Below are 23,509 nucleotides of genomic sequence, written 5' to 3'. Positions count from 1 at the left end.
AATAGGGCTTCTCTTAGGTTTTAAATTTATTTAAAATCGCGTTGAGTTTTTCAGTGAGCGCATTGAGATGCTCGCTTGCACCTGCTATCTCTTCGACACTTCTCGTATTTTGCGTTGAAAGCGTGTTGATCTCTTCTATTTTTGCGACAATGGCTTCGATCTTTGAGCCCGTATTAATATAATCCGTAACCGTTTTGTCATTTAACGTGGTTGCAATATCCATAATATCAACGGTGGTATTGATTTTTTTGCCCACATCTTCCGCGATGAGGGAGAGTTCTTGAACCTCTTTGGAGTTATGATTCATCTGTTCACTGCTGTCCACAATTGCTTGAACGATCACGTTGATGGTGGCATTGATCTCCACCAAACTTTTTTGGGTGCGTTCCGCCAAGGTGCGAACTTCATCGGCAACCACGGCAAATCCCCTTCCATGTTCACCTGCACGCGCCGCTTCTATGGCGGCATTGAGCGCTAGAAGATTGGTCTGATCGGCGATATCGCTGATGACCGTGAGGACATTTTTCACTTGATCGGCATCACTGCTTAGCTGTTGGATTTTATGCGCTAGCTCAAGCTCGGTGTGTGCACTGTTTTGAACGCGCTCTCCAAGTTGTTGGACAAATTTACGGGCGGATTTGAGTTCTTGATTGGCTTTGATCACCTCTTCTTTACTCTCTTTGGCTTTAACCACTGACGCGTTAATCTCTTGTTGGATCGCGTTGGACATGGTTGTCGTTTGATGGATGATCGTGGTCGAATCCTCCACGCGTTTGCCGACTTGTAAGGTTGTTGTTGAGAGCTCATGCGCAATGGACGCATTTTCACTGCTCGTCTCTTTCGCAAGGGCAATCGTTGCACGCACTTTTTCGATGAAATTATTGATCTCTTTGGAAGCTCCACCGATTTCATCTTGGTTTTTGATTTCGAGCTGTTTGGTCAGATCGCCATCACCAACGGCTAGATTGTGCGCGGTTGCTTGCAAGTTTAGAAGGGGCGTTGCAATCAGATTGGTGATGAGAAAATAGATCGCGATAATCGCAATAAGCGCGACAATCGATCCTGTGGTAACAGTTTCGATCAGCATGGCGTTAATATTAGTAGAAATTTTTTCACCTTGTTTGGCAATGTGTTCTTCAATGTTGTCGATGTAAACGCCCGAGACGATTGTCCAATCCCACTCTTTGAAGTATTTGGCGTAGGCGAGTTTTGGAGCATCTTTTTTCGTGATCGGGTGCTCCGAATTATAAATGACAAAGACACCCTCTTTAGGGTTTTTCGCTGCCCCCTCAATCAGCTCTTTGCGAAATGGTTTGCCTTGTGAATCGGTACTGTCAAGTTTGATCTCGCTTCCTTGGCGATCTTGCTTTGTGGCATGAAACGCGTAAACATAGTTGTTCGCAGTTCCTTTTTTGAAACCAAAGAAGTACCCCTCGTTGTCATCCGTGTAGCGCAGGGTATTGAGAATTTTAATCGCCTCATTTTGAAAATGTTCTTTGATGCTCGAAGCATAATCGCCCGTGCCGATAACGATGTTTAAAGGTTCATAGTAGAAATTATACGAGAGTTTGGGTTCATCTTGTTTGGTAATGGGGTGGGGCCAAATGAACTTGGTAACCCCTGTTCCCTCTTTGGCTGCTTTGAGGAGATCTTTAATAACGAAGTTTCCCTCTTTGTCTTTCATCTCGATCAAATTTTTGCCGACAAGCGCTTTGTTGATGGGATGAACGACGTTGATACCTTCCATAGTATACGCATAAAAATACCCCACATCGTTGTTGTAGCGGTAGCCATTAATCAGCGCTAAAAGCATCGTTTGCAGTTCATCTTTGGAGAGCTTGTCTTTGTTGTTCGTGTAGATGTCATCCAATGTTTTTTTGAGAATCATCGCATCGGCTTTGATCTTTTGCGCGATATTTGTTTCTGAAGAAGAGGCTTCATAAAAGGAACCAATCGCCTTTTCTGCCATCGTTGTAAAGGCTTTGAGCTCATTTTTATTGATCTCTAAAATGAGTTCGCCCTCATCCTTGGTTTGGATTTGCCCGAGTTGCTGTGATTTGTAAACCACCACCCCCAAAGAGATGGATGCCACGAAGACAATGGACACCATAAAGACAATCAAAGCCTTAATTTTAATACTCAAAGCCCGCATAGATTCTCCTTGTTTTTTGCGCTAATTCCTAATATTATCGTAACTTTTGGCTAATTGGTTCATGGCAGGGGTGTATTGAGATTATTAAGAGGAAAAATGCTACATTTCATCTGTCATTTTGGGAGAAAAACATGGTCAAAGTCAGTAAAATAGAGACAATCATCGAACAGATTCAAACCCCTGCGTATGTCTGCGAAGAGGCATTATTGGAGGAAAATTTAAAGCTTCTCAAAGAGGTAAGTGAGCGTTCAGGTGCAACGGTTTTGTTGGCACTCAAAGGCTTTGCCTTTAAAGCACTCGCACCTTTAGTAGACACTTATTTGAGCGGTTGTACCTGCAGCGGACTTCATGAAGCGAAGTTTGCGAAAGAGTATTTTAAAGGCACGATTCACACCTATTCACCTGCGTACAAAGAAGAGGAGATCGATGAGGTGATAGCCCTCAGTGATCATCTTATTTTTAACTCTTTCACTCAATGGGAAAAATACAGAGCTAAAGCGATCGGAAAAACGAGTTGCGGACTGCGTCTCAACCCTGAAGTCTCGTCCAGTCCTGTGGATCTTTACAACCCGTGTGGTCTGTACAGTCGCTTGGGCATCACGAAAGAAAACATGCAAAATGATAAACTGGAAGGCATTGAAGGGCTTCATTTTCACGCGTTGTGTGAGCAAGATGCGAGCGCACTTGAAGCGGTTTTACAAGGATTTGAAGCGCGCTTTGGAGAGTTGATACCTCAAATGAAATGGGTTAATTTTGGAGGTGGACATCACATCACGCGCGAGGGGTATGATGTGGAAAAACTTATCTCTCTTATCACGGATTTTAGAGCCAAATACAATGGCATCAAAGTCTATTTAGAACCGGGTGAAGCGGTGGGTTGGCAAACAGGCCCTTTGGTGGCAAGTGTGCTTGACATCGTCCATAACGGTATGGACATCGCCATTCTTGATATCTCCGCTGAAGCGCATATGCCTGACACCCTTGCGATGCCGTATCGCGCCGCGATTCGTGGAGCTGGAGAAGTGGGCGAAAAACCTTACATGTACCGACTCGGAGGCCCAACCTGTTTAGCAGGCGACATCATGGGCGATTACAGTTTTGACGTGCCACTAAAGATCGGCGATAAGCTGATTTTTGAAGATATGATCCACTATACGATTGTTAAAAACACAACGTTTAACGGTGTAAAATTGCCTGATCTTGCGGTACTTCACAAAGATGGAAGTTACGAAGTGACGAGTCAGTTTGGGTATGACGAGTATCAAAGGCGTAATTAGAAGAGTTTTACATGTAAAGAAAGGAATAGAATAATGGCACAACAGAATCGATTTGAAAATAAAACTATCCTCATTACAGGGGGAACGAGCGGTATGGGGCTTGCTGCGGCAAAGCAAATTATTTTAGAAGGCGGAAGCGTTATTCTTACGGGCAGAGATTTAGAGCATATTCAATACGCCCAAAAAGCTTTAGGTGAGAAAGCCAATGTTTTTTTCAACGATCAATCCACTGTAAATAGCGTAGAAGCCCTTGTAGAATATTTACCTAATGAAATCTCTTTGGATGGTTTGTGGCTTAATGCTGCAACGGCTGTTCTTGGTCGTATCGAGGATACGACCGCTGAAATGTTTGACCATATTTTTGCCATCAATGTAAAAGCACCTTTCTTGCAAATGGCTTCATTAAAGCCTTTTTTAAAAAATGGGGCATCTGTTGTCCTGAGTGCATCGTCTTCTGTATATGAGGGCTCTGATGTCACGGGGTTATATGCAGCTTCTAAAGCGGCGATTATTGCCGCGGGAAGATCTTGGGCAAGAGAATTAAGTTCGTTAAATATTCGCGTCAATACCCTTGTCCCAGGGCCAATAGAAACAAATTTTAGACGTTTTCTTTCGAATGAAGATCAAGCAGCTTTTGAAAAAGTCGTCGTTGATCTTGTCCCTTTAGGACGAGCAGGAAGTGCACAAGAAGCAGCCAATGTTGCACTTTTTTTACTATCGGAAGATTCTAGTTTTGTCACAGGAAGCCAAATCGCTGTGGATGGTGGACTGATTATGAATTAAATCATTGGGCATAATCCTTCTTTGCCATAAACTTCTATAATCACTTCGGGTGAATACTCTACTGTTGAAATGGAAAAATAATTGCTCACATCCACTCATCTTTACATGTAAAAGAGGAAGTCGTTCACTTTCTCTTTTACATCCTAACAAAATCCTTATCTTTTAACCCCAAATCAAGATATTTTCCCACTTTTATCTGCTCTATAATTTCCTAAATTACCAAAAAGGAAAACAATGGTTGCAGATATAACCCTTTTTATCAGCTTTTTGATCTTGCTTATAGGAGCGGCAAAAGCGTACAGTGGGTTTTTTACCAAAGTGTTGGTGGGTGAGAAAAATGTTTTTACACCACTCTTTTTACATGTAGAAAATAGTCTTTATCGCTTGTGTGGCATCAATCCTCAGCTTGAGATGAACTGGAAGAAGTATGCTTTAGCACTGATGCTTTTTAACGGTGCGGGCATCGTGCTGGTTTTAGCAGTGCTTCTGAGCCAACATCTTTTACCTCTTAATCCTCAAGGCTTACCCGCTCTACCGTTTGAGCTAGCGCTCAATACAGCGGTGAGTTTTGTGACCAACACCAACTGGCAAAATTACAGTGGTGAGAGCACGATGAGCTATTTCTCACAGATGTTTGTCTTAAGTGTGCAAAACTTTCTCTCTGCTTCAACAGGTATTGCCGTAGCAGTAGCTTTTATGCGAGGTATCGTTTATAAAGAGAGCGAGTCCATCGGCAATTTCTGGGCAGATATGGTTCGTATAACGCTGTATGTTTTGCTTCCGCTCTCTTTGGTGTATGCGCTCTTTTTGGTTTCACAAGGCGTCATTCAAAACTTTACTCCTTATATCAGTGCTATTAGTCTTGAAGGAGTGGAGCAAACACTTCCGATGGGTCCTGTAGCTTCGCAAGAGGCGATTAAGATGTTAGGAACCAATGGTGGAGGTTTTTTCAATGCGAACTCCGCGCACCCTTTTGAAAATCCGACCCCACTCTCGAACTTTGTGCAGGTCTTTTCCATCCTCTTCTTGCCCATTTCATTGCTTTTTGTCTATGGAAAAATGAGCCAAAAAAGCGGTGAGGGTCGTTCTATCTTAATTGCGATGGTGGTACTTTTTGTGCTGATGTTAGGCTCGCATTATATTTCTGAAAAATTTGGCAATCCTGAAATTTCGGGCATTGTTGGAGAGAGTGCGATGGAAGGCAAAGAGGTGCGTTTTGGCATTGCCTCAACCTCTTTATTTTCAGTAGCCACAACGGCAGCATCGTGTGGTGCGGTCAATGGTATGCACGATAGCCTCACTCCACTTGCAGGTATGGTGACTATGGTGCAGATGATGCTCGGTGAGATTGTCATCGGTGGTGTGGGAGCAGGGTTTTACGGCATGATGGCGTATGTCATTTTAAGTGTTTTTATCGCAGGGCTGATGATAGGTCGAACCCCTGAGTACATGGGCAAGAAGATTGAAGCCAAGGAGATGACCTATACCGTGATAGCCGTGTTGCTTCCGGGTCTGTGCATCCTTCTTTTTACAGGATTATCGCTTTTAATTCCCGATGCCACCAGTTCTATCTCCAATCCAGGACCTCATGGTCTGTCTCAAGTTCTTTATGCCTTCAGTTCAGCCAGTGGAAACAATGGCAGTGCTTTTGCAGGGTTTAGCGGCAATACGCTTTACTATAACTATGCACTTGCCTTGTGTATGTTCGTGGGGCGTTTTGGTGTGATTATCCCCATGCTAGCGATTGCAGGAAGCTTGGCGAGAAAGAAAGTGGTTCCTTTTGGCAAAGGCACACTCAATACCCAAAGTGCGCTTTTCATCACCCTTTTGGTAGCGACCATTTTATTAACGGGAGCACTTACGTTTTTCCCTTCGCTTGCACTTGGCCCTGTGATTGAGCATTTGATGATGCTTGAACACATCTCTTTTTAAGGAATGAGTATGAAAAAACGAAATAATTCTAGCTATAACCAAGCGATTATCCAAGATGCACTCAAAGGGTGTATTGGCAAATTAACCCCGAGAGAGCAGCTTAAAAATCCGATCATTTTTGTGGTCTATTTGGGTACCTTTATTACTGGCTTTATATGGCTTTATGAGAGCAGTCGTGGCACTATTCCTCTTTTTGGATTTGAATTTTGGGTCTTTGTCTGGCTCTTTTTTACAGTCCTTTTTGCCAATTTTGCAGAAGCATTAGCCGAAGGCAGGGGGAAAGCGCAAGCGAGTGCATTGCGTTCAGCTAAAAAAAGCAGCAGTGCCAATAAGTTAAGTGAAGATGGCAGCCTAAGAAAGGTCAGCTCAGAGAGCCTTAGAGTAGGCGATGTCGTCGTAGTGGTTGCAGGAGAAGTGATTCCTAGCGATGGTGAGGTCATCAAAGGCATTGCAAGCATTGATGAGAGTGCCATTACAGGCGAATCGGCTCCTGTCATTCGTGAATCCGGCGGAGACCGCAACTCGGTGACGGGCGGTACGCTTGTCTTAAGTGATGAGATTACAATCAAGATCACGAAAAATCCGGGCGAGACCTTTTTGGATCGTATGATTAGCCTGATTGAAGGGGCTAAAAGGCAAAAAAGTCCGAATGAAATTGCGCTTTCCATTTTGCTGATGGGCTTGACTGCCATCTTTCTTGTCGTGACGTTGACACTTAAGCCAATGGCTTTACATGTAAATGCAGATATCTCTGTTGTTTCATTGATTGCGCTTCTGGTCTGTTTGATCCCTACGACGATTGGCGGGCTTTTAAGTGCCATCGGTATTGCGGGGATGGACAGACTGCTTAAAAAGAATGTGCTGGCGATGAGCGGTAAAGCCATAGAGGCTGCGGGTGATGTTAATGTGTTATTGCTCGATAAAACAGGAACGATCACCTTTGGTAACCGTATGGCAAGTGTTTTTATTCCTCTTGATATAAAAGAACTGGATCAACTTGCCTATGCTGCACTGTTAACATCACTCTCAGATGACACTCCTGAGGGGAAAAGTACCGTCACATTTGCGCAAAATCATTATGGAGTTAAAGAGCCAGCCAATCTACAAAGTGCTAAATTCATCCCTTTTAGTGCCTATACGAGAATGAGTGGGCTTGATCTTGATGGTAAGGCGTACCGCAAAGGGGCGGTGGATGCCATTGAAAAATTTGTCACAGCATCGGGTGGAAAGTTTTCTAAAGAGGCTCACGATATTTGCGCTCAAATTGGTAAAAAAGGTGGTACACCTTTGGTTGTATGCGAGGGGAGCAAAGTGTTAGGGGTGATTCATCTCAAAGACATCATCAAACCCTCCATTAAAGAGAAATTTGCTGAGTTTAGAGGTATGGGCATTAAAACCGTGATGATTACGGGTGACAATCCGATCACGGCTGCTGCCATCGCCGCCGAAGCGGGTGTGGACGATTTTGTCGCCGAAGCAACACCCGATACCAAAATAGCGCTTATTCGCAACTACCAAAAAGAGGGCTTTACGGTTGCGATGACGGGGGACGGCACCAACGATGCACCTGCTCTTGCGCAAGCGGATGTGGGACTGGCAATGAACAGCGGAACCCAAGCCGCGAAAGAGGCGGCTAATATGGTGGATATGGACAGTTCGCCGACGAAACTCATCGAAGTGGTGGAAGTGGGTAAAGAGCTATTAATGACGAGAGGTGCGCTGACAACCTTTAGTTTGGCCAATGATATTGCAAAGTACTTTGCTATCATTCCCGCCCTTTTTGTAGTCGCGTTCCCTCAGATGGAAGTGCTCAATATCATGCACCTCTCATCGCCGCAGAGTGCCATTTTATCGGCGGTTATTTTTAATGCGTTGATCATTATCGCACTGATTCCTCTGGCGATTTCAGGGGTTGGGTATAAAGCTTTGAGTGCAGATGTGGTGCTGGGAAAAAACTTAGTCATCTATGGACTTGGCGGTATTATCGTTCCGTTTGCGGGTATAAAACTGCTTGATATGTTGCTTGCAACATTGCATCTTTTGTAAAAGGAAGCGTATGAAAACACTATTTCAATCGATTAAATTACTTTTAGTCATGACATTTTTACTTGGAGGTGTTTATCCTCTGGTGGTTACCAATTTAGGGGCATGGGTTTTTCCAAGCCAAAGTTCGGGGCTTTTACTGGAAGATAATGGAACCGTTATAGGCTCAGAGCTTATCGGGCAAAATTTTTCAAAAGAGGGCTATTTTATTGCTAGACCCTCGGCTGCAGGGGAGGATGGCTACGATGCACTCTCTTCTGCTGGTAGCAATTTAGCACCGACAAACAAGCTTTTGTTGGATAGAATAGACGCCAGTGAAGAAGCTTTACATGTAAGATTTGGCGAGGGTGATATTCCTAGTGATTTGGTTATGACCTCAGGCAGTGGACTTGACCCGCATATCTCAAAATTAGCGGCACTGTATCAGGTGAATACCCTTGCAAAAGAGCGCCATGTCGATGAAGTTCAAATGCTTGAACTTGTCAATCAGCATATAGAGCGAAAATTTTTGGGTTTTATAGGCGAGGAGAGGGTGAATGTCCTTCTTTTAAATCGTGCGTTAGATAAAAACTTTGGAGTTTTAAATCCTTAAAATGAATGAAGATGTCTTAGAAACGAGTGATCTGGTTCTTCAAGAGATCAAAAACAAACGTGAAACGGGGGAGTTAACGCTCTTCTTTGGAGCCCTTGCAGGTGTGGGAAAAACCTACACCATGCTTCGTAACGCCAAAGAGCTGCTACAAAGCGGAGAAAATGTGCTCATCGGTTATGTTGAGATGCACGGCAGGGCTGAAACAGAGCGTTTGACCCAAGGCATCCCTTCCATCGCACCTAAAAAGATCGTGTACCGCGGAAGTACACTGTATGAACTCGATATCGATGCCATTTTGGAAGCCAAGCCCGATGTTGTGCTGATTGATGAGTTAGCCCACAGTAATGCGCCCACCTCAAGGCATCAAAAACGTTACCAAGATGTTTTAGAGATCTTGGACAATGGCATCGATGTGTACAGCACGATGAATGTCCAACACCTTGAGAGCCTTAACGATTTGGTATTACAAATTACGGGTGTGAAGGTCACTGAAACCGTTCCCGATAGCATTTTAGAACGTGTCGATAAAATCCAAATCATCGACATCCCTCCTGAAAAATTGGTCGAGCGACTCAAAGAGGGGAAAATCTATAAACTTCAAAGCGTTGAAAAAGCGCTGATGAACTTTTTCAAGCTTGGCAACATCAATGCTTTGCGAGAAATTGCGCTAAAACAAGCTGCAGGGCGCGTGAGCAAAGATGTTTACGATCTGTATAAAGAGAACAGACTGGAACGTTGGGAAGCGGTTGAAAAGGTCATGGTGTGCATCGATGGCAGTGATTTTTCCGCCAATTTGATTCGCTATGCCAAACGGCTCTCTTCGCAGATGAATGCGGAGTGGATCGCGCTTTATGTCGATGATTTTTCAACCAATAATCGTGAAAAATTGGCTAAAAATATCCGCTTAGCCGAAGAGTTAGGCGCTGAGGTCAACACCGTCTCAGGGCAAGATATAGGCGAAGAGATTTTAAAGCATGCGAGGGCACGGTTTGTAACACACATTGTTGTAGCGAAGCGTAAAAAGAATTTTATAGGAAAATTCTGGCGTATGGATATTGCCGATGAGCTCCTCAATGCAGGCAATGAATTTTGCATTATTTCGTACATTAACAAAACTCAAGAGCAAAAATTAGAAGCGTACACCCTTGATGAAGAGACCAAAGAGGAAGCTCCTTTATGGCACTCTCTCTTTGGACTAGGCTTGCTGGGTGTGATTACCTTTGGGTGTATCGTTTTTAGAAATCATTTAGAACTTTTGAATGTCGCACTGCTTATTCTCATTCCTGTGCTGATCGTTGCTTCCAGAGGCGATATGAAAACCTCGATGGTGATTACCTTTGTCGGTGTCGGACTTTTTAACTACTTTTTTGTTCCTCCTGTTTATACCTTTGTAGTAAGTGACATCTCGCATCTGTGGAGCTTTTTCATCTTTTTTATTGTTGCGTATCTCATCTCATCGCAAGCGAAAAAGCTGAAACTCATTGGCGAAGTGATACGCGAGCGAGAGAAGAGGGTGAGACGACTGTATAAACTGAGCCGTAGAGTAACCGCTGTTTCTGAGATAAAACAGGTGATTAAAATAGCCATGCCACTCATTGCGGAATCGCTTGGCAAAGAGACTTTCTTTTTCCTACGCAAGCATGTGGATGAGATGCCAAAACTCTATGCGCATTATGATCCTAAAAGCCCACTTTCGAGTAAAAAATACGATGCGATGTTTGAAAAACTAGAGGCTATTTTTATCTCTTCGAGTGAAAAAGCAGTCCTTGATTGGTGTTTGGACAATGGTAAAATAGCAGGGGCAGGTACGGACACCTTTTTGGCTTCGGATATGCTCTACATTCCGATTAAAAGTCGCGAGGTCGTTTATGGAGCACTGGGACTTAAACTCAAACAAGATGAGATGACGACAGAGCTTAAGATGTTTTTAGACTCGGTCACCAGTGTCATGGCGGTCTCTTTTGAGCGTATCTCTCTTTCAGAAAAAAATAGTAAAAATGCGATTACTCTAGCACGTGAAGAGCTTAAAAATGCGCTGTATGGTTCTATTTCTCATGATTTAAGAACACCGCTTGCTTCCATTTTAGGCATGGTTTCGATGCTTAAGACGGATGAGACGTGGCTGGATGAGAAAAAACGCGTTATCATCTCTCAAGTTATTTTTAGCGCGAAAAAGATGGAACGGCTGATGAATAATCTGCTCGATTCTGCGCGGTTTGAAAGCCATAAAGTAGTTCTTAAAAAAGATTGGTGCGATATTGCAGACATCTTCTCGCAAGCGGCGAGGGAGTTTGAAGATATTTTAAAAGAGCGCAATTTCAGCATCAAAATTGAAGAAGAATCGGGCATTTTTAAAGCGGATTGTGTTTTGATAGAACGCGTGGTCGTCAATCTTTTGGAAAACGCGATTAAATACTCGCAACACGGAAGTGCCATTACCTTAGGGTTTCAAAAAGAGGGTGCAAAGTGTAAAATCTTTGTTTTAAATGAAGACAGCCACATCAGCGAAGAAGATCTCAAAATGGTGTTTGAAAAGTTTTTCAGAATCAAAGGCATTAGTGATGACATCAATGGCAGTGGTTTAGGTCTTTTTATCTGCAAAAAAATCGTTGAAGCGCACGAGGGAACGATTTGGGCGAGAAATTTGGAAAACAGCGTCATTGTTGAGTTTAATATCCCCATTGAGGAGGAATAGTGTCCCAACCCAAATATAAAATTTTGATCATCGAAGACGATAAACAGATCCAAAAGCTTCTTGAAGTGAGCCTTGAAGAGCACGCTTTTTTACTCAAAGTGTGTGGCAGTCAAAAAGAGGGTATGTCGCACATGATTGCGTTTAATCCCGATCTCATTTTGTTAGATTTAGGGCTTCCCGATGGTGATGGAAAGCTTTTTGTCGAAAAAATACGCGGGTTTAGCAACATTCCCATCATTATTGTCTCGGCACGAAATAGCGAACAAGAGATCGTGGATTCACTCAATCTTGGAGCGGATGATTATGTGGTGAAACCCTTTTTTACAGGAGAACTCGTTGCTCGCATCAACTCTGCACTCAGACATGCGCTCAAAAAAGAGAGCACGCCACTGCTCAAAGTTGGCACGTTGGAACTTGATCTTGAAAAACGAGAATTTAAACTCAATGATGTAGCGTTGCATCTCACTCCACTCGAATTTAGCCTTTTAAAATTTTTCATGCAAAACAGTGGCAAAGCCCTAACCCATGCGCAAATCCTAAAAAATGTCTGGGGTGTAGGCTACCAAAACGATACCAAAATACTGCGTGTGTTTGTCAATCAACTTCGCAAAAAAATCGAAATCGACCCCAATCGACCTCAATTACTCATCACCATTTCAGGTGTGGGGTATCGGTTTGGATAAAAGTTGGGGTGAAAAATGCTTTACATGTAAACGTGTAGTCGCTTTTCTCAGTGAACTCTAAATTTTGTTTTGATAATATCTATCAAAACAAATGAAAACGAGCGATGCTAAAATACTACAAAGAATTGGTCTATTTTGTGCAAAAAATGGTGGGTGATCGAGAACTTGCCATGGACATTACACAAGAAACCTATGCCAAAACCATTGAAAAATCAAAAGATGTGATCATCGAAAATGAGAGAGCCTTTTTATACAAAGTGGCTCGAAATATCGTGATTGATGCAACGCGTAGGGAAAAGAATCGAACGTTTATTGCCTACGAAGAGGAGCATCACTGCTGCAATGCGCACGAACAGCCCGATGCGATTGTTTTTGAAAGCCTCAAAGATGCGATGCTTGTTGAAGCGCTGGGGGCACTTCCCAGACACCTCAAACACGTTTTTGTTTTACATGTAATAGAAGGTTACAGTAAAAAAGAGATCGCCTCTATGCTGAACCTCAATCTCAACAGTGTCCAAAAATACATTATCAGCGCGACTGCCAAACTGACCGAATATATCCAGCACAAAGAGTGGAACGACGCATGAAAACAACCCTTCAAAACCAAGCGAGTTATTTTTTCACCTGTAAGAAAGAGGGGTTTACGCCAGCGCAACAAGAGGCATTTGAAGTGTGGTGTGAGGAGAACCCTGAGCATCAAGAAGCCTTTGAAAACGTACAGAAAATGGCGTCGTTGTATGCAACACTTTCAAAAAATGTGAAAGACGAAATCGTTCAAAGCGTGCATCAAGAGATCAAACGAGAGGCTATTTTCAGACGAAATAAATACTTTGCTATCGCCGCTTCAATCCTTCTTGTGCTCTGTCTAGGCGTGTACGAACGCTACCTCGCTTTTTTTGTACCGCACAGCTACGCGACTGAAAAACAAACGCAACAGGTGCTTTTGCCCGATGACTCGACGGTGCTTTTGGATGTCAAAACCAAAGCAGTGATGCGTTACGCCAATACAAAACGTGAAATAACGCTAGAAGAGGGAAAAGCGCTTTTTGATGTGGCGAAAAATCCTGATAGGCCTTTTATCGTCCACGCAGGAAAGCTAAACATTAAAGTTTTAGGCACCCATTTTGAGGTCAAAAACTACAACAACCGTGTAGAGGTCAGTGTGATAGAAGGGATCGTGAGCGTTGAAACCGCCGAAAAAGAACCTCTTGCAACATTGACGCAAGGGAAAAAACTCTCATTCGATACGCAAAACAATCAGATGAGCCTCAAAAATGTCCCCATCGCAAATATTGCTTCATGGAAAGAGGGCATTCTTGTGTTTCATGATGAGACGCTGCAAAGCGCGTTGGATGAATTTAAACACTACCAAGATTTAAACATCTCCGTCCAAAAAGAGGTGCAAAACTTCTCTATTTCGGGTTCATTTGCGACAGATGAAGTCGATAAATTTTTACGAGCCCTTACTAAAATCTACGCGCTGAAAGTCGACAAAAAGGCAGATGCGCTCTATATTCGTCAAAAGTTGTAACTTTTTTTGAGATGGTATATCCATTTTTGAAACGTTCTGCGTCTTATAATTTAGAGAACAGTTCTCAAAATTATAAATAAAACGAGGAGAAGAGATGACGGGCATCACGTATTCAAAAATTGCTCTAGGTTTAGCCTTATATTCAGGCTTATACGCGCAGAGTTTTAGCGTCGAGAAACAGAGCTTGGAAGAGGCGATCAAGAAAATCGCCATAGAGTCGCATATGCCCTACATTGCCGATGGTAAACTGCTTCAAGGCAAAATGGCTCCCAAAATAGACGCAATTGAAGGGGTGAAAAATGCCCTCGATAAACTACTTCAAGGCACGGAGCTTGAAGCGGTCATCGAAAATGATACGATCATTATTCGAGAAAAAAATTCCAATGTTGCACTCGATGCCATTACGATTCATGCGGCAGAACAGTCGTCCATAACCGAAGGAACGGGTTCTTACACGACACCGCAAACCAGTACCGCAACAAAATTGACCCTCTCGTTGCGCGAAACACCTCAAACCGTGCAGGTTGTGACACGCCAAACGATGGATGATTTTGGACTCAACGATATGAAAAGTGTTCTAGCCTTAACGCCCAGTGTGACGACAACCACAGCAGACAGTGATCGCAACAACTATATTTCTCGTGGTTATACGATGAAAGTACAATACGACGGCATGCCTTCGGGTTCAGGCATTGACGGTGGTGTGGTAACGGCACCTGATGGTGCCATTATTGATCATACCGAAGTGTTAATCGGCGCTTCGGGGCTGCTCAATGGGGCTGGAGAGCCTGGTGGTGTGGTGAACATCGTTCGCAAACGTCCAACAGCAGAGCCGTACGCTTCTGTGGAAGCCAGTGTGGGTTCATGGGATACCCATCGCGTCGTGGCAGATGCGTCAGGTGCGCTTAATGAGTCTAAAAGTATTCGTGCGCGCGTGGTGGCTGTAGGCGAAGAGTATGACTCTTTTCGTGATTATTTGGGCGGGAAAAAGCAGGCATTTTACGGTATTATCGAAGCGGATGTGAGCGAGAGTACGATGCTCAGTGCTATGGTCTATTACCAAAATATTTACGATACCACGGCAGATCGCAACGGACTTCCAACCGCCAATGATGGCAGTGATTTGCATTGGAGTAGCTCTACACTGCTTGCGCCTTCGTGGAATAAATGGGATAAAGAGAGTTTAACAACGGTCGTAAAGTTAGATCAAGAACTGCCCAAAGACTGGAAACTCAAAGTCTCCGCTTCGCGTATGAAAGCGGATGCGGATTGGCTCTTTGGCAATTACTATGGTTTTGACTCCGATACAGGCGATGCAACGTTTTACCGTTGGGGACAAGAGAGCGAAGAGGTCAGTCGCGATGTAGATCTGTTTCTCTCAGGGCCTGTTGCCTTTCTTGGAAGAGAGCATGAATTCATCTTTGGAGGGAATTGGTCCAAACGAACATTGGACGATATAAATTATGGTGATAATACCTATATTACGACCAATCTCTATACCTTTGATCCAACCACCAGCGTTCCGTACCCCAATCTTGTTTTAAGCGGTAACGGCTCCGTCGTCACAAAACAAGAAGGGATTTATAGTGCAGCGCGTTTGAGTTTGAGTGACTCTTTGAAGCTCATCATTGGAAGTCGTGCCAGTTGGTATGACTATTCGTATACAGACTCGGATGGTTATGATGAACGAATGAAGGAAGATGGTGAATTAACACCCTACGCTGGGTTAGTTTATACGCTTAATGATTGGGCAAGTGCGTATATCAGCTACGCCGATATTTTCAATCCACAATCGGTTAAAAACGCGAGTGGAAGCTTATTAGATCCCGAAGTGGGGAAAAGTTATGAAGCGGGGGTTAAAGGTGAATTCTTAGGCGGCAAACTCAATACTTCACTGGCTCTTTTTAAAATCATCAAAGAGAATGAAGCCATTTTGGATGAAAGTGTGCCGTATGATGCCACTAATATCTGCAAAGGTTACTGCTACAACGCAAGCGGTACAACCGAAACCAAGGGCTTTGATATCAGTTTTGCAGGCGAACTAGCAGAAAATTGGAATGTTTTAGGCGGTTATACGCAGTATCAAAAAGAGAGTTTTGATGCAACGATTAAGGTCTTTAAGATCGCGAGTACGTACTTTATGCCAACCCTTCAGACGACATTGGGAGCAAGCATAGACGCGGCAACGAAAAGCGTTGGGACATGGGGACAAACGGTTGATGATCGTACCTTAGTGGGTCTTTTTGCGAAGTACCAAGTGAACAAAAATCTCTATATCAAACTCAATGTGGAAAATCTCTTCGATGAGACCTATTACGCCAATGCGATGAATTCGGGTTATGGCAATCTCTACTATGGCGATCCGCGCAGTTTCACCCTAAGTATGAAATACACCTTCTAAAAAAGGTGACCCAAGAGGTATTTTCTTCTTTACATGTAAGGTTTTTGATCCCCAAAAGCCTTTACATGTAAAACTTTTTTCATTGTTACCCACTGTTTACCGCATCGGTGATAGGATTGCTACTGGGAAATTCCCAAGCCAAACAAAGGAGGAGATGATGACGGTCAGTTCAAATTCTCTCTACGAAACGTCTTTGTACGGTTCGTATGGCAGCAGTACTAGCAGTAGTACCAGTTCGAGTACTTCAGATTTCGTAGATGCGTTGCTTACATCTATGGATTCTGATTCGAGTGGTGCTATTGACAGTGCTGAGTTTAGCAGTGCAGCTCTAGAATTGTCAAACAGTGACGAAAGTACTATTAGTAGTGCTTTTTCATCGTTAGACAGTGATGGAGATGGAACGATCAGTGAGGATGAACTAAGTTCATTGTTTACAACTGAAGAATCTGAGACGATAGCGTCAGGTATGCCCCCACCTCCGCCATCTACATCATCATCAAGTGAAGAAGATACGGGTTATACCGCTGAAGAACTTACCGCTATGGCGGAAGAGACTGCTTCAACCGATACGAACCTTTCGTCTTTACTTTCAGCTATTTCGGAGAATTTCGATGTAGCAGATACCGATGGTGATGGTAAGGTAACTTCAGCTGAAGCAATGGCTTATCAGCAATCATCATTAGAGACAACCGATGCAACAGAGATGAGTACAGTATCGGCCGCTGGAGGCACGCCCCCGCCATCAGCTACATCATCTTCTTCTGAGGATGAGGACGATACGGGTTACACTGTGGATGAGCTTACCGCTATGGCGAGTGAGACTTCATCAACGGATAGTGCCCTTTCTGCGCTCTATGAAGCATTGGCTGAGAATTTTGATGCCGCTGATACCAACAAAGATGGTACAGTAAGCGCCACTGAAGCTCGAACCTACCAAGACTCTGCGCAAGCAGAAAGTTCTGGTACAACGGATACAACAGAAGAGAGTACAACCAGTAGTGAAGACTTGATGCAAACGCTTTTAGCGCAAATCATCGCAAACTACGCTTCTCAAAATACTCTTACTGGAACCTCTGTCAGCTTTAGTGCCTAAGTCTAAAACCACGCTCTAAGCAAGGCGTGGTTTTATGTTACTTTTCATTTACTTGATCTTCGTTATAATCAAAATATGATTAAAATTTTAATGATCGAAGATGACGTTGAGCTCGCACAACTGCTTCAAGAATCTCTTTTAAAAGAGGACATCGAAACCGTACTGGCATTTACGCCTTTGGATGGTTTAACAGCACTCCAACATGACATCTTTGATGCGCTTGTTTTAGATCTCTCTTTGCCTCAAATTGATGGTTTGGAGATTTGCCGCATTGTGCATGAATCGATTCCAACCCTTCCGATTATTATCTCCTCAGCACGTTCTGACATGGGCGATAAAGTGATGGGATTTGAGCGTGGTGCGGATGATTTTTTGCCAAAACCGTACGATCCAAGAGAGCTCGCTTACAGGCTTCGAGCGATTTTAAGACGTGGCAATACAATCAATGAACCTACCGCTTTTACCTTTAGCATTGATGAAGAGCGACACGTCATCAAGCGTGGTAAAAATGAACTGAGACTGACGATGGCAGAGTATGACATCGTCTCGTACATGCTGAAAAAAGAGGGTTTTGTGATCTCGCGCGAAGAGCTTCTGATGAACATTGGCTCTATCAAGTACGAAAGTAGTCTTAAAAGTATCGATGTGATTATGGGACGCATTCGCCAAAAAATCAGTGATGATCCTAAAAAGCCTCGGTTTATTCTCTCGGTGCGAGGGGTTGGGTATAAATTTGTTAATGCGTAAAATATCAATCGTAACGCTCGTTTCCATCTTTTTTGCCCTCACGTTGGTGGTCATTAATATTGCGTTTGCCTTTGAATACAAAAGACAGATCAGCGATCTACACTTTTTTACCTTTCAGCGGTTTCTCATGGCGACAAAAACAATACTGCATAACGATTCTGATCAAGAAGCAACCTTTTTAAAATTGGGTGTACGTGTGAGTAATCAAGACAAAGATACGTTGCTCAACAAGGGTGAAAAACTTCGCGAAGATCCTTTTTCCAATATGATTCAGTACCAAGATAAACTCTATTTCGTCCACAGGCGCCCACCTCCTCCACCCATGATCATGCCAATGATGCGAGAAGATAGGTTTCCGCTGCCCTTTTTTGATATTCGTAACGATGAAATGGGAGAGATGCCGACCGTTTTGGAAAATATTGAGGTGATTTCACTGTATCGCCTTTGGATTTTAGGCGGTGTCATTAACGTGCTTTTACTGCTTTTCTTTGGCATAGTCCTTCGTAAGCTGTTGCGACTTCGCAGCCTCAAAAGTGCGATTCGCACCTTCGGCGATACCAAAAAATTTCAAGTGATAGAGGTAGACAGCGAAGATGAACTGGGAGAAATCGCTTCAGAATTTAACGTGGCGATGCAGAAAATTCACCTGCTTAAGGAGGCGCGAACGCTCTTTTTGCGCAACATTTTGCATGAGCTTAAAACGCCCATTATGAAAGGGAAAATTCTCTCCAATTCTCTTGAAAATGCCAAACAACAACCTCAATTAGAGCGCATTTTTGAGCGCCTTGAAACCTTACTCGGCGAGATGGTTAAAGTCGAAAAACTGAGCTCCAACGAGTGGATACTCGAAGCCAAAGAGTACCGCCTCGTCGATGTACTAGATCATGCGATGGATCTACTCCTCTTAGGCGATACCAAACGCATTCATATCGCTCCCCAAGAGATGGCACCACTGGTCATTGTCGACTTTGAACTGTTTGCCACTGCCCTTAAAAATATCCTAGACAATGCGCTGAAACACTCCGCCGATGGGGTTGAAGTCGATATGTGCAGTGACAGCATCAGCATTAGCAGTTTTGGCGATAAAATTCCCCAAGAACGACTCGACTTTTCACGTGCATTTAACCGAACGGTAGAGGGTTCAAGCAGTGGTCTAGGGCTCGGGCTTTACATCGCTAATGCCATTGTTGAGAAACACGGCTTTCGTTTGAGTTATTTACATGTAGAACATCAAAATTATTTTACGATTCATTTCTCACTCCATGCTTTACATGTAAACTAAAATAGGCTCAGCTCACTGCTTATTTTTTAATCATTTTCACTCTTCTTTTTTATGCGCGTCTTCGTTATACTTACCTTAGAAAACATGTCATGGGGCGAAAGCCTCGACGCAAACAAACACAAAGATAGCTAGGGTTCCGGCAGATTCTGCGACTGGTCCGAGAGCTATCGCCTCTTGAGTAGAGGTTCACGGAGGGATAAAAGCCCGGGAGGTTTTCACCTCCTGGCATGTTTATCCCATCTACTCAGGAGTCTTCCATGAAGTCTTTCTTACACTCAACCCTCAAGCTTTTTGTTGCCACTACGCTGGCTTCTACTGTTATGGCGACCTCTTTATTGGCGGATACCAAAGAGAAGTTTCAAGTGGCATGGACGATTTATGTCGGCTGGATGCCTTGGGACTATGCGCAGCAAACTGGCATTATCGACAAATGGGCCAAAAAATACGGCATTCAAATCGAGATGGTTCAAGTCAACGACTATGTTGAATCAATCAACCAATACACTGCAGGTAAATTTGATGGCTGTGTGATGACCAATATGGATGCCCTTACTATCCCCGCAGCGGGTGGTGTGGACTCAACCGCACTGATCGTGGGTGATTTTTCCAACGGTAACGATGGTATCATCCTCAAAAATAAGAAAAAACTCTCCGATATCAAAGGACAAAGTGTCAACTTGGTTGAACTCTCCGTCTCTCACTACCTTTTAGCGCGCGGACTTGAAAGTGTAGGACTCAAAGAAAAAGACATTAAAGTCATTAACACGTCTGATGCAGATATTGTCGCGGCTTTTAGCTCTAAAGATGTCACTTCTCTTGTTACGTGGAATCCACAACTCAGCGAAATCGCAGGGATGAAAAATGCCTCTTTGGTCTTTGACTCTAGCAAAATCCCTGGTGAAATCATTGATATGTTGGTCATGAACACTAAAACGATTGAAGAGAATCCCAAACTAGCAAAAGCGCTTACAGGAGCGTGGTATGAAGTGATGGCACTCGTGAAAAAAGGCGATGAGAGTGCTCTTAAAGCGATGGCAACAGCTTCTGGAACAGACCTCGCTGGCTTTAATGCACAACTGAAAACAACGATGCTTTTCCATGATGCGAGTGAAGCGGTAAAATTTACCACCAGCGATGCGCTACCTAAAACGATGCAAAAAGTGAGTCAATTCTCATTTGATCATGGCATCTTAGGCGATGGCGCCAAAAATGCGGCATTTGTGGGTATGCAGTTTCCAAATGGCAAAACATACGGCAACCAAAGCAATGTCAAATTACGCTTTATCGACACCTATATGAAAATGGCAAGTGAAGGCACATTGTAAAACAAAAAGGTTATTACCATGAAGCGATTGATAAACCACCGACCCTCACGAGCGAATGCGCTTTGGATGGGAGTGCTTCCTTTTATACTGATCGGGATTTTGTACCTGTTTGCCTCTCATGCAAGGCTAGCGGAAAATCCTGATGATAAACTTTTACCATCGTTTACGCAGATCGTTCAAACGATGGAGAAGTCAGCACTGACTCCTAGCAAACGCTCAGGAGAGATACTCTTTATCCAAGATACGCTCTCCTCACTGAGTCGTTTGGGGCTTGGTGTGCTTATCAGTGCGCTTTTAGGTCTTGCACTTGGCATACCATTGGGATTGATTCCTCTGGTGCGTTCAGGGCTTTCGCCGTTTGTTGCGGCTTTTTCAATGGTACCGCCCATTGCCATTTTGCCCATACTCTTTATCGTCTTTGGCATGGGCGAAGTGGCAAAAGTGGCGCTCATTGTCATCGGTGTTACGCCACTGATTGTGCGTGATTTGCAACAAAGGGTTGAGGAGTTTTCACGCGAACAGCTCATTAAAGCCCAAACATTGGGAGCGAGTACATGGACGTTGGTGATTCGCATTATTTTGCCGCAGATGTTACCAAGGCTTCTTGACTCCGTGCGATTGACACTAGGCACCGCGTGGATTTTTCTCATCTCCGCCGAAGCGATTGCTGCAACGGAAGGGTTAGGGTACCGCATCTTTTTGGTACGCCGTTATTTGGCGATGGATCTTATTTTACCTTATGTGGTCTGGATAACCTTGCTTGCTTTTTTGGCAGATTTCTTGCTCAAAAAGTTTACATGTAAACTCTTTCCGTGGTATGAAACAAAGGAGAGAGCATGAGCCTCATCGAGATCAAACACCTATGGAAAACCTACGGTGCCAATGTGGTTCTTGAAAACCTTACGCTCAGCATCGAAGCGGGGGAGTTTTGCACGCTTGTAGGGCCTTCGGGTTGTGGAAAAAGCACTTTTTTGCGCATGTTACTCGGCGAAGAGAGCCCAAGCAAAGGGGTCTTTTTATTTGAAGGCAAACCCTTTCCCAAAGAGCCGAGTGTGGAGCGAGGCATCGTGTTTCAGCGTTATTCGCTTTTTTCACACCTCACGGTTTTGGAAAATGTGATGCTCGGCATAGAATTAGGCGAATCGCGCTTTTTAGGCAAACTCTTTGGCGCGGCTATAAAACGAGCCAAAGAAGAAGCCGTCACGATGCTAGAAGCTGTGGGCTTGGGCGATGTGTTGCACCATTACCCCTCCGAATTATCGGGCGGTATGCAACAGCGTCTCTCCATCGCGCAATCGTTGGTGAAAAAACCAAAATTGCTGCTTTTGGATGAGCCTTTTGGAGCGCTCGATCCTGGCATTCGTGCCGATATGCACGCGCTTATTTTAGACTTATGGAAGAAAAACAACCTCACTGTGGTGATGGTGACACATGATTTGCACGAGGGATTTTACCTCGGCACCAGACTTTTGGTATTTGATAAAGTTCGCAATGACCCACAAGCGCCCAATGCGTTTGGGGCAAAGATCACGTATGATATTCCGCTATCACGTGAGAAAGTAAAGGATGAAGAATGATACAAGAATCTATTGTACTGAATGAAGTGATAACAGGTGGCGGTAAATGGTCGAAGCTTATCAAACGAGGGCAAACCATTCGCTTCAGCGCACTGGATGATAAAGCAAGCCTTAGCGCTCTGTTTTACAATGCTGATAATACAGCGGAGCGCTACAACTCCGCCGATACGGTGAAAATTCAATGGAACGCCTTTTTAGGTAAAGGTAAAGTGCTCTTCTCAGAGCTTGGGCATGTGCTTTTTTCCATTACGGAAGATACGACACATGGACTCATCGACACGCTTGCAGGCATGAGCAATCCTCGCATTGTCGAGCAAAACTTTGGCAGTGGCAGTTACGAGCAGATTCGCAACCGTTACTTTAAAAGTGATCGTGAGAACTTTTTGGTCGAACTTGGTAAATACGGCATGGGAAAACGTGACATCGTACAGTGCCTCAATCTTTTTCGTAAAGTCGATGTGGCAGAGGGAAGTCAACTGCTTTTGAGTGAGAAGCGTCCTAAGAAAGGCGATTACATCGAGCTTCGAGCGGAGATGAACATCCTTCTCGTGCTTTCCAACACACCGCATGTGATGGAAAAAGGGGCGTATAACCCAAGCGATGTAGAGGTGAGCATTTTTGAGCGTTCAGCCAAAGAGGATGTTCTATTTAGTGAAGAAGCCAAACGCGGTTTTGAAAACAATGCGCGTTATTTTGCCTAAGGAGAGAAAGATGGAAGAGACAACAGCAATTTACAATGAACGCGTCAGTGCGGGTGTGCCGTGGTACCATGTGGTGAAAAAAGGGCAAAGTATTCGCATTATCGATTTAAAAGGATGCCAAGCGGTCGATACCCTTTTTTACAACGCGAACAACCACGATGAGCGTTACAGTGCGAGCGATACGATTCGTGAACAAGGCAGTATATTTATTACAACGGGAACGAAGCTACTTTCAAGCGATGATAACGTAATGCTTGAAGTGACACATGATACGTGTGGCAATCACGACACCCTTGGCGGTCATTGCAGTGCCGAGAGCAATACGGTTCGTTTTGGGCATGACAAAAAGTACATGCACAGTTGCCGTGACAACTACCTCTACGCGGTCGGTGAGTTGGAGATGAGCCCGCGCGATTTGACGAACAACATCAACTTTTTTATGAACGTTCCTGTGGAAGAAGATGGGCATTTGGCGATTGTGGATGGCATCTCTCATGAGGGCGATTTTGTGCAGATGAAAGCGCATATGGACACACTGGTACTCATCTCAAACTGCCCACAACTCAACAACCCGTGCAATGGCTTTAACCCCACACCGATTCAGATTCTTATCTGGGATAATTAGCGTTTTTCTCCTCTTTAGAGACGACTTTAAAGAGTATCGCATGTGGGACGGCCCACAGATTATTCGGATG

At 43.9% G+C, this 23,509-nt stretch carries 19 protein-coding genes and 1 riboswitch; of the genes, 18 read left to right on the top strand and 1 reads right to left on the bottom strand.

From position 1 onward, the window contains the following. Positions 1-13 precede the first annotated feature (13 nt). The gene (locus SHALO_RS13840; protein ID WP_069479045.1) at positions 14-2,152 is read right to left on the bottom strand and encodes a methyl-accepting chemotaxis protein; all 2,139 of its coding nucleotides are present in this window, start codon (positions 2,150-2,152) and stop codon (positions 14-16) included. 131 nt (positions 2,153-2,283) lie between these two features. Between SHALO_RS13840 and nspC the strand changes: the two genes are divergently transcribed. From nspC to SHALO_RS13750, 18 genes are all read left to right on the top strand, one after another. Continuing rightward, the gene (nspC, locus tag SHALO_RS13835; protein ID WP_069479044.1) at positions 2,284-3,429 is read left to right on the top strand and encodes a carboxynorspermidine decarboxylase; all 1,146 of its coding nucleotides are present in this window, start codon (positions 2,284-2,286) and stop codon (positions 3,427-3,429) included. Between the two features lie 33 nt (positions 3,430-3,462). Beyond that, a complete protein-coding gene (locus tag SHALO_RS13830; protein WP_069479043.1) occupies positions 3,463-4,212 on the top strand; it encodes an SDR family oxidoreductase in 750 nt (249 codons plus the stop codon). A gap of 234 nt (positions 4,213-4,446) precedes the next feature. Next, on the top strand, positions 4,447-6,144 hold the full coding sequence (gene kdpA / locus SHALO_RS13825) for a potassium-transporting ATPase subunit KdpA (RefSeq protein WP_069479042.1): 1,698 nt from the start codon (positions 4,447-4,449) through the stop codon (positions 6,142-6,144). 9 nt (positions 6,145-6,153) lie between these two features. After that, positions 6,154-8,190 carry a potassium-transporting ATPase subunit KdpB gene (kdpB, locus tag SHALO_RS13820; RefSeq protein ID WP_069479041.1) on the top strand — a complete coding sequence of 679 codons (2,037 nt, stop codon included), beginning with the start codon at positions 6,154-6,156 and terminating at the stop codon, positions 8,188-8,190. A gap of 10 nt (positions 8,191-8,200) precedes the next feature. After that, positions 8,201-8,779 carry a potassium-transporting ATPase subunit KdpC gene (gene kdpC, locus SHALO_RS13815; RefSeq protein WP_069479040.1) on the top strand — a complete coding sequence of 193 codons (579 nt, stop codon included), beginning with the start codon at positions 8,201-8,203 and terminating at the stop codon, positions 8,777-8,779. Between the two features lies 1 nt (position 8,780). After that, positions 8,781-11,474 carry a sensor histidine kinase gene (locus SHALO_RS13810; protein WP_069479039.1) on the top strand — a complete coding sequence of 898 codons (2,694 nt, stop codon included), beginning with the start codon at positions 8,781-8,783 and terminating at the stop codon, positions 11,472-11,474. Next, positions 11,474-12,157, top strand: a complete 684-nt coding sequence (locus tag SHALO_RS13805; protein ID WP_069479038.1) for a winged helix-turn-helix domain-containing protein — start codon at positions 11,474-11,476, stop codon at positions 12,155-12,157. The genes SHALO_RS13810 and SHALO_RS13805 overlap by 1 nt, the downstream gene beginning before the upstream one ends. Before the next feature lie 104 nt (positions 12,158-12,261). Then, positions 12,262-12,744: an RNA polymerase sigma factor gene (locus SHALO_RS13800; RefSeq protein WP_069479037.1), complete on the top strand. Its 483-nt coding sequence runs from the start codon at positions 12,262-12,264 to the stop codon at positions 12,742-12,744. Next, complete coding sequence (locus SHALO_RS13795; protein WP_069479036.1) at positions 12,741-13,688, top strand: FecR family protein; 948 nt, start codon at positions 12,741-12,743, stop codon at positions 13,686-13,688. The genes SHALO_RS13800 and SHALO_RS13795 overlap by 4 nt, the downstream gene beginning before the upstream one ends. Positions 13,689-13,782: 94 nt before the next feature. Continuing rightward, complete coding sequence (locus SHALO_RS13790) at positions 13,783-16,089, top strand: TonB-dependent siderophore receptor (protein ID WP_069479035.1); 2,307 nt, start codon at positions 13,783-13,785, stop codon at positions 16,087-16,089. Between the two features lie 154 nt (positions 16,090-16,243). After that, entirely contained in the window at positions 16,244-17,182 is a 939-nt protein-coding gene (locus SHALO_RS13785; RefSeq protein WP_238585251.1) for an EF-hand domain-containing protein, read from the top strand. A gap of 75 nt (positions 17,183-17,257) precedes the next feature. Next, complete coding sequence (locus SHALO_RS13780) at positions 17,258-17,929, top strand: response regulator transcription factor (RefSeq protein WP_069479033.1); 672 nt, start codon at positions 17,258-17,260, stop codon at positions 17,927-17,929. Then, positions 17,922-19,211 (top strand): ArsS family sensor histidine kinase, encoded by a 1,290-nt coding sequence (locus tag SHALO_RS13775; protein WP_069479032.1) that lies wholly within the window; start codon positions 17,922-17,924, stop codon positions 19,209-19,211. The genes SHALO_RS13780 and SHALO_RS13775 overlap by 8 nt, the downstream gene beginning before the upstream one ends. A gap of 117 nt (positions 19,212-19,328) precedes the next feature. Further along, positions 19,329-19,424: riboswitch (guanidine-I (ykkC/yxkD leader) on the top strand. Positions 19,425-19,468: 44 nt separating this feature from the next. Beyond that, entirely contained in the window at positions 19,469-20,536 is a 1,068-nt protein-coding gene (locus SHALO_RS13770; RefSeq protein WP_069479031.1) for a putative urea ABC transporter substrate-binding protein, read from the top strand. 18 nt (positions 20,537-20,554) lie between these two features. Then, positions 20,555-21,376, top strand: coding sequence for an ABC transporter permease (locus SHALO_RS13765; RefSeq protein WP_069479030.1), 822 nt, complete (start codon positions 20,555-20,557; stop codon positions 21,374-21,376). Next, positions 21,373-22,113, top strand: a complete 741-nt coding sequence (locus SHALO_RS13760) for an ATP-binding cassette domain-containing protein (protein WP_069479029.1) — start codon at positions 21,373-21,375, stop codon at positions 22,111-22,113. The genes SHALO_RS13765 and SHALO_RS13760 overlap by 4 nt, the downstream gene beginning before the upstream one ends. Beyond that, positions 22,110-22,814, top strand: a complete 705-nt coding sequence (locus tag SHALO_RS13755; protein ID WP_069479028.1) for an urea amidolyase associated protein UAAP1 — start codon at positions 22,110-22,112, stop codon at positions 22,812-22,814. Before SHALO_RS13760 ends, SHALO_RS13755 begins: the two co-directional genes overlap by 4 nt. 10 nt (positions 22,815-22,824) lie before the next feature. Beyond that, a complete protein-coding gene (locus SHALO_RS13750) occupies positions 22,825-23,439 on the top strand; it encodes an urea amidolyase associated protein UAAP2 (RefSeq protein WP_145923267.1) in 615 nt (204 codons plus the stop codon). Positions 23,440-23,509 lie beyond the last annotated feature (70 nt).

This window comes from Sulfurospirillum halorespirans DSM 13726, assembly GCF_001723605.1.
Lineage (GTDB): Bacteria > Campylobacterota > Campylobacteria > Campylobacterales > Sulfurospirillaceae > Sulfurospirillum > Sulfurospirillum halorespirans.
The sequence above is the reverse complement of the archived record's forward strand: the minus strand, read 5'-3'. Positions and strand labels throughout refer to the sequence as shown.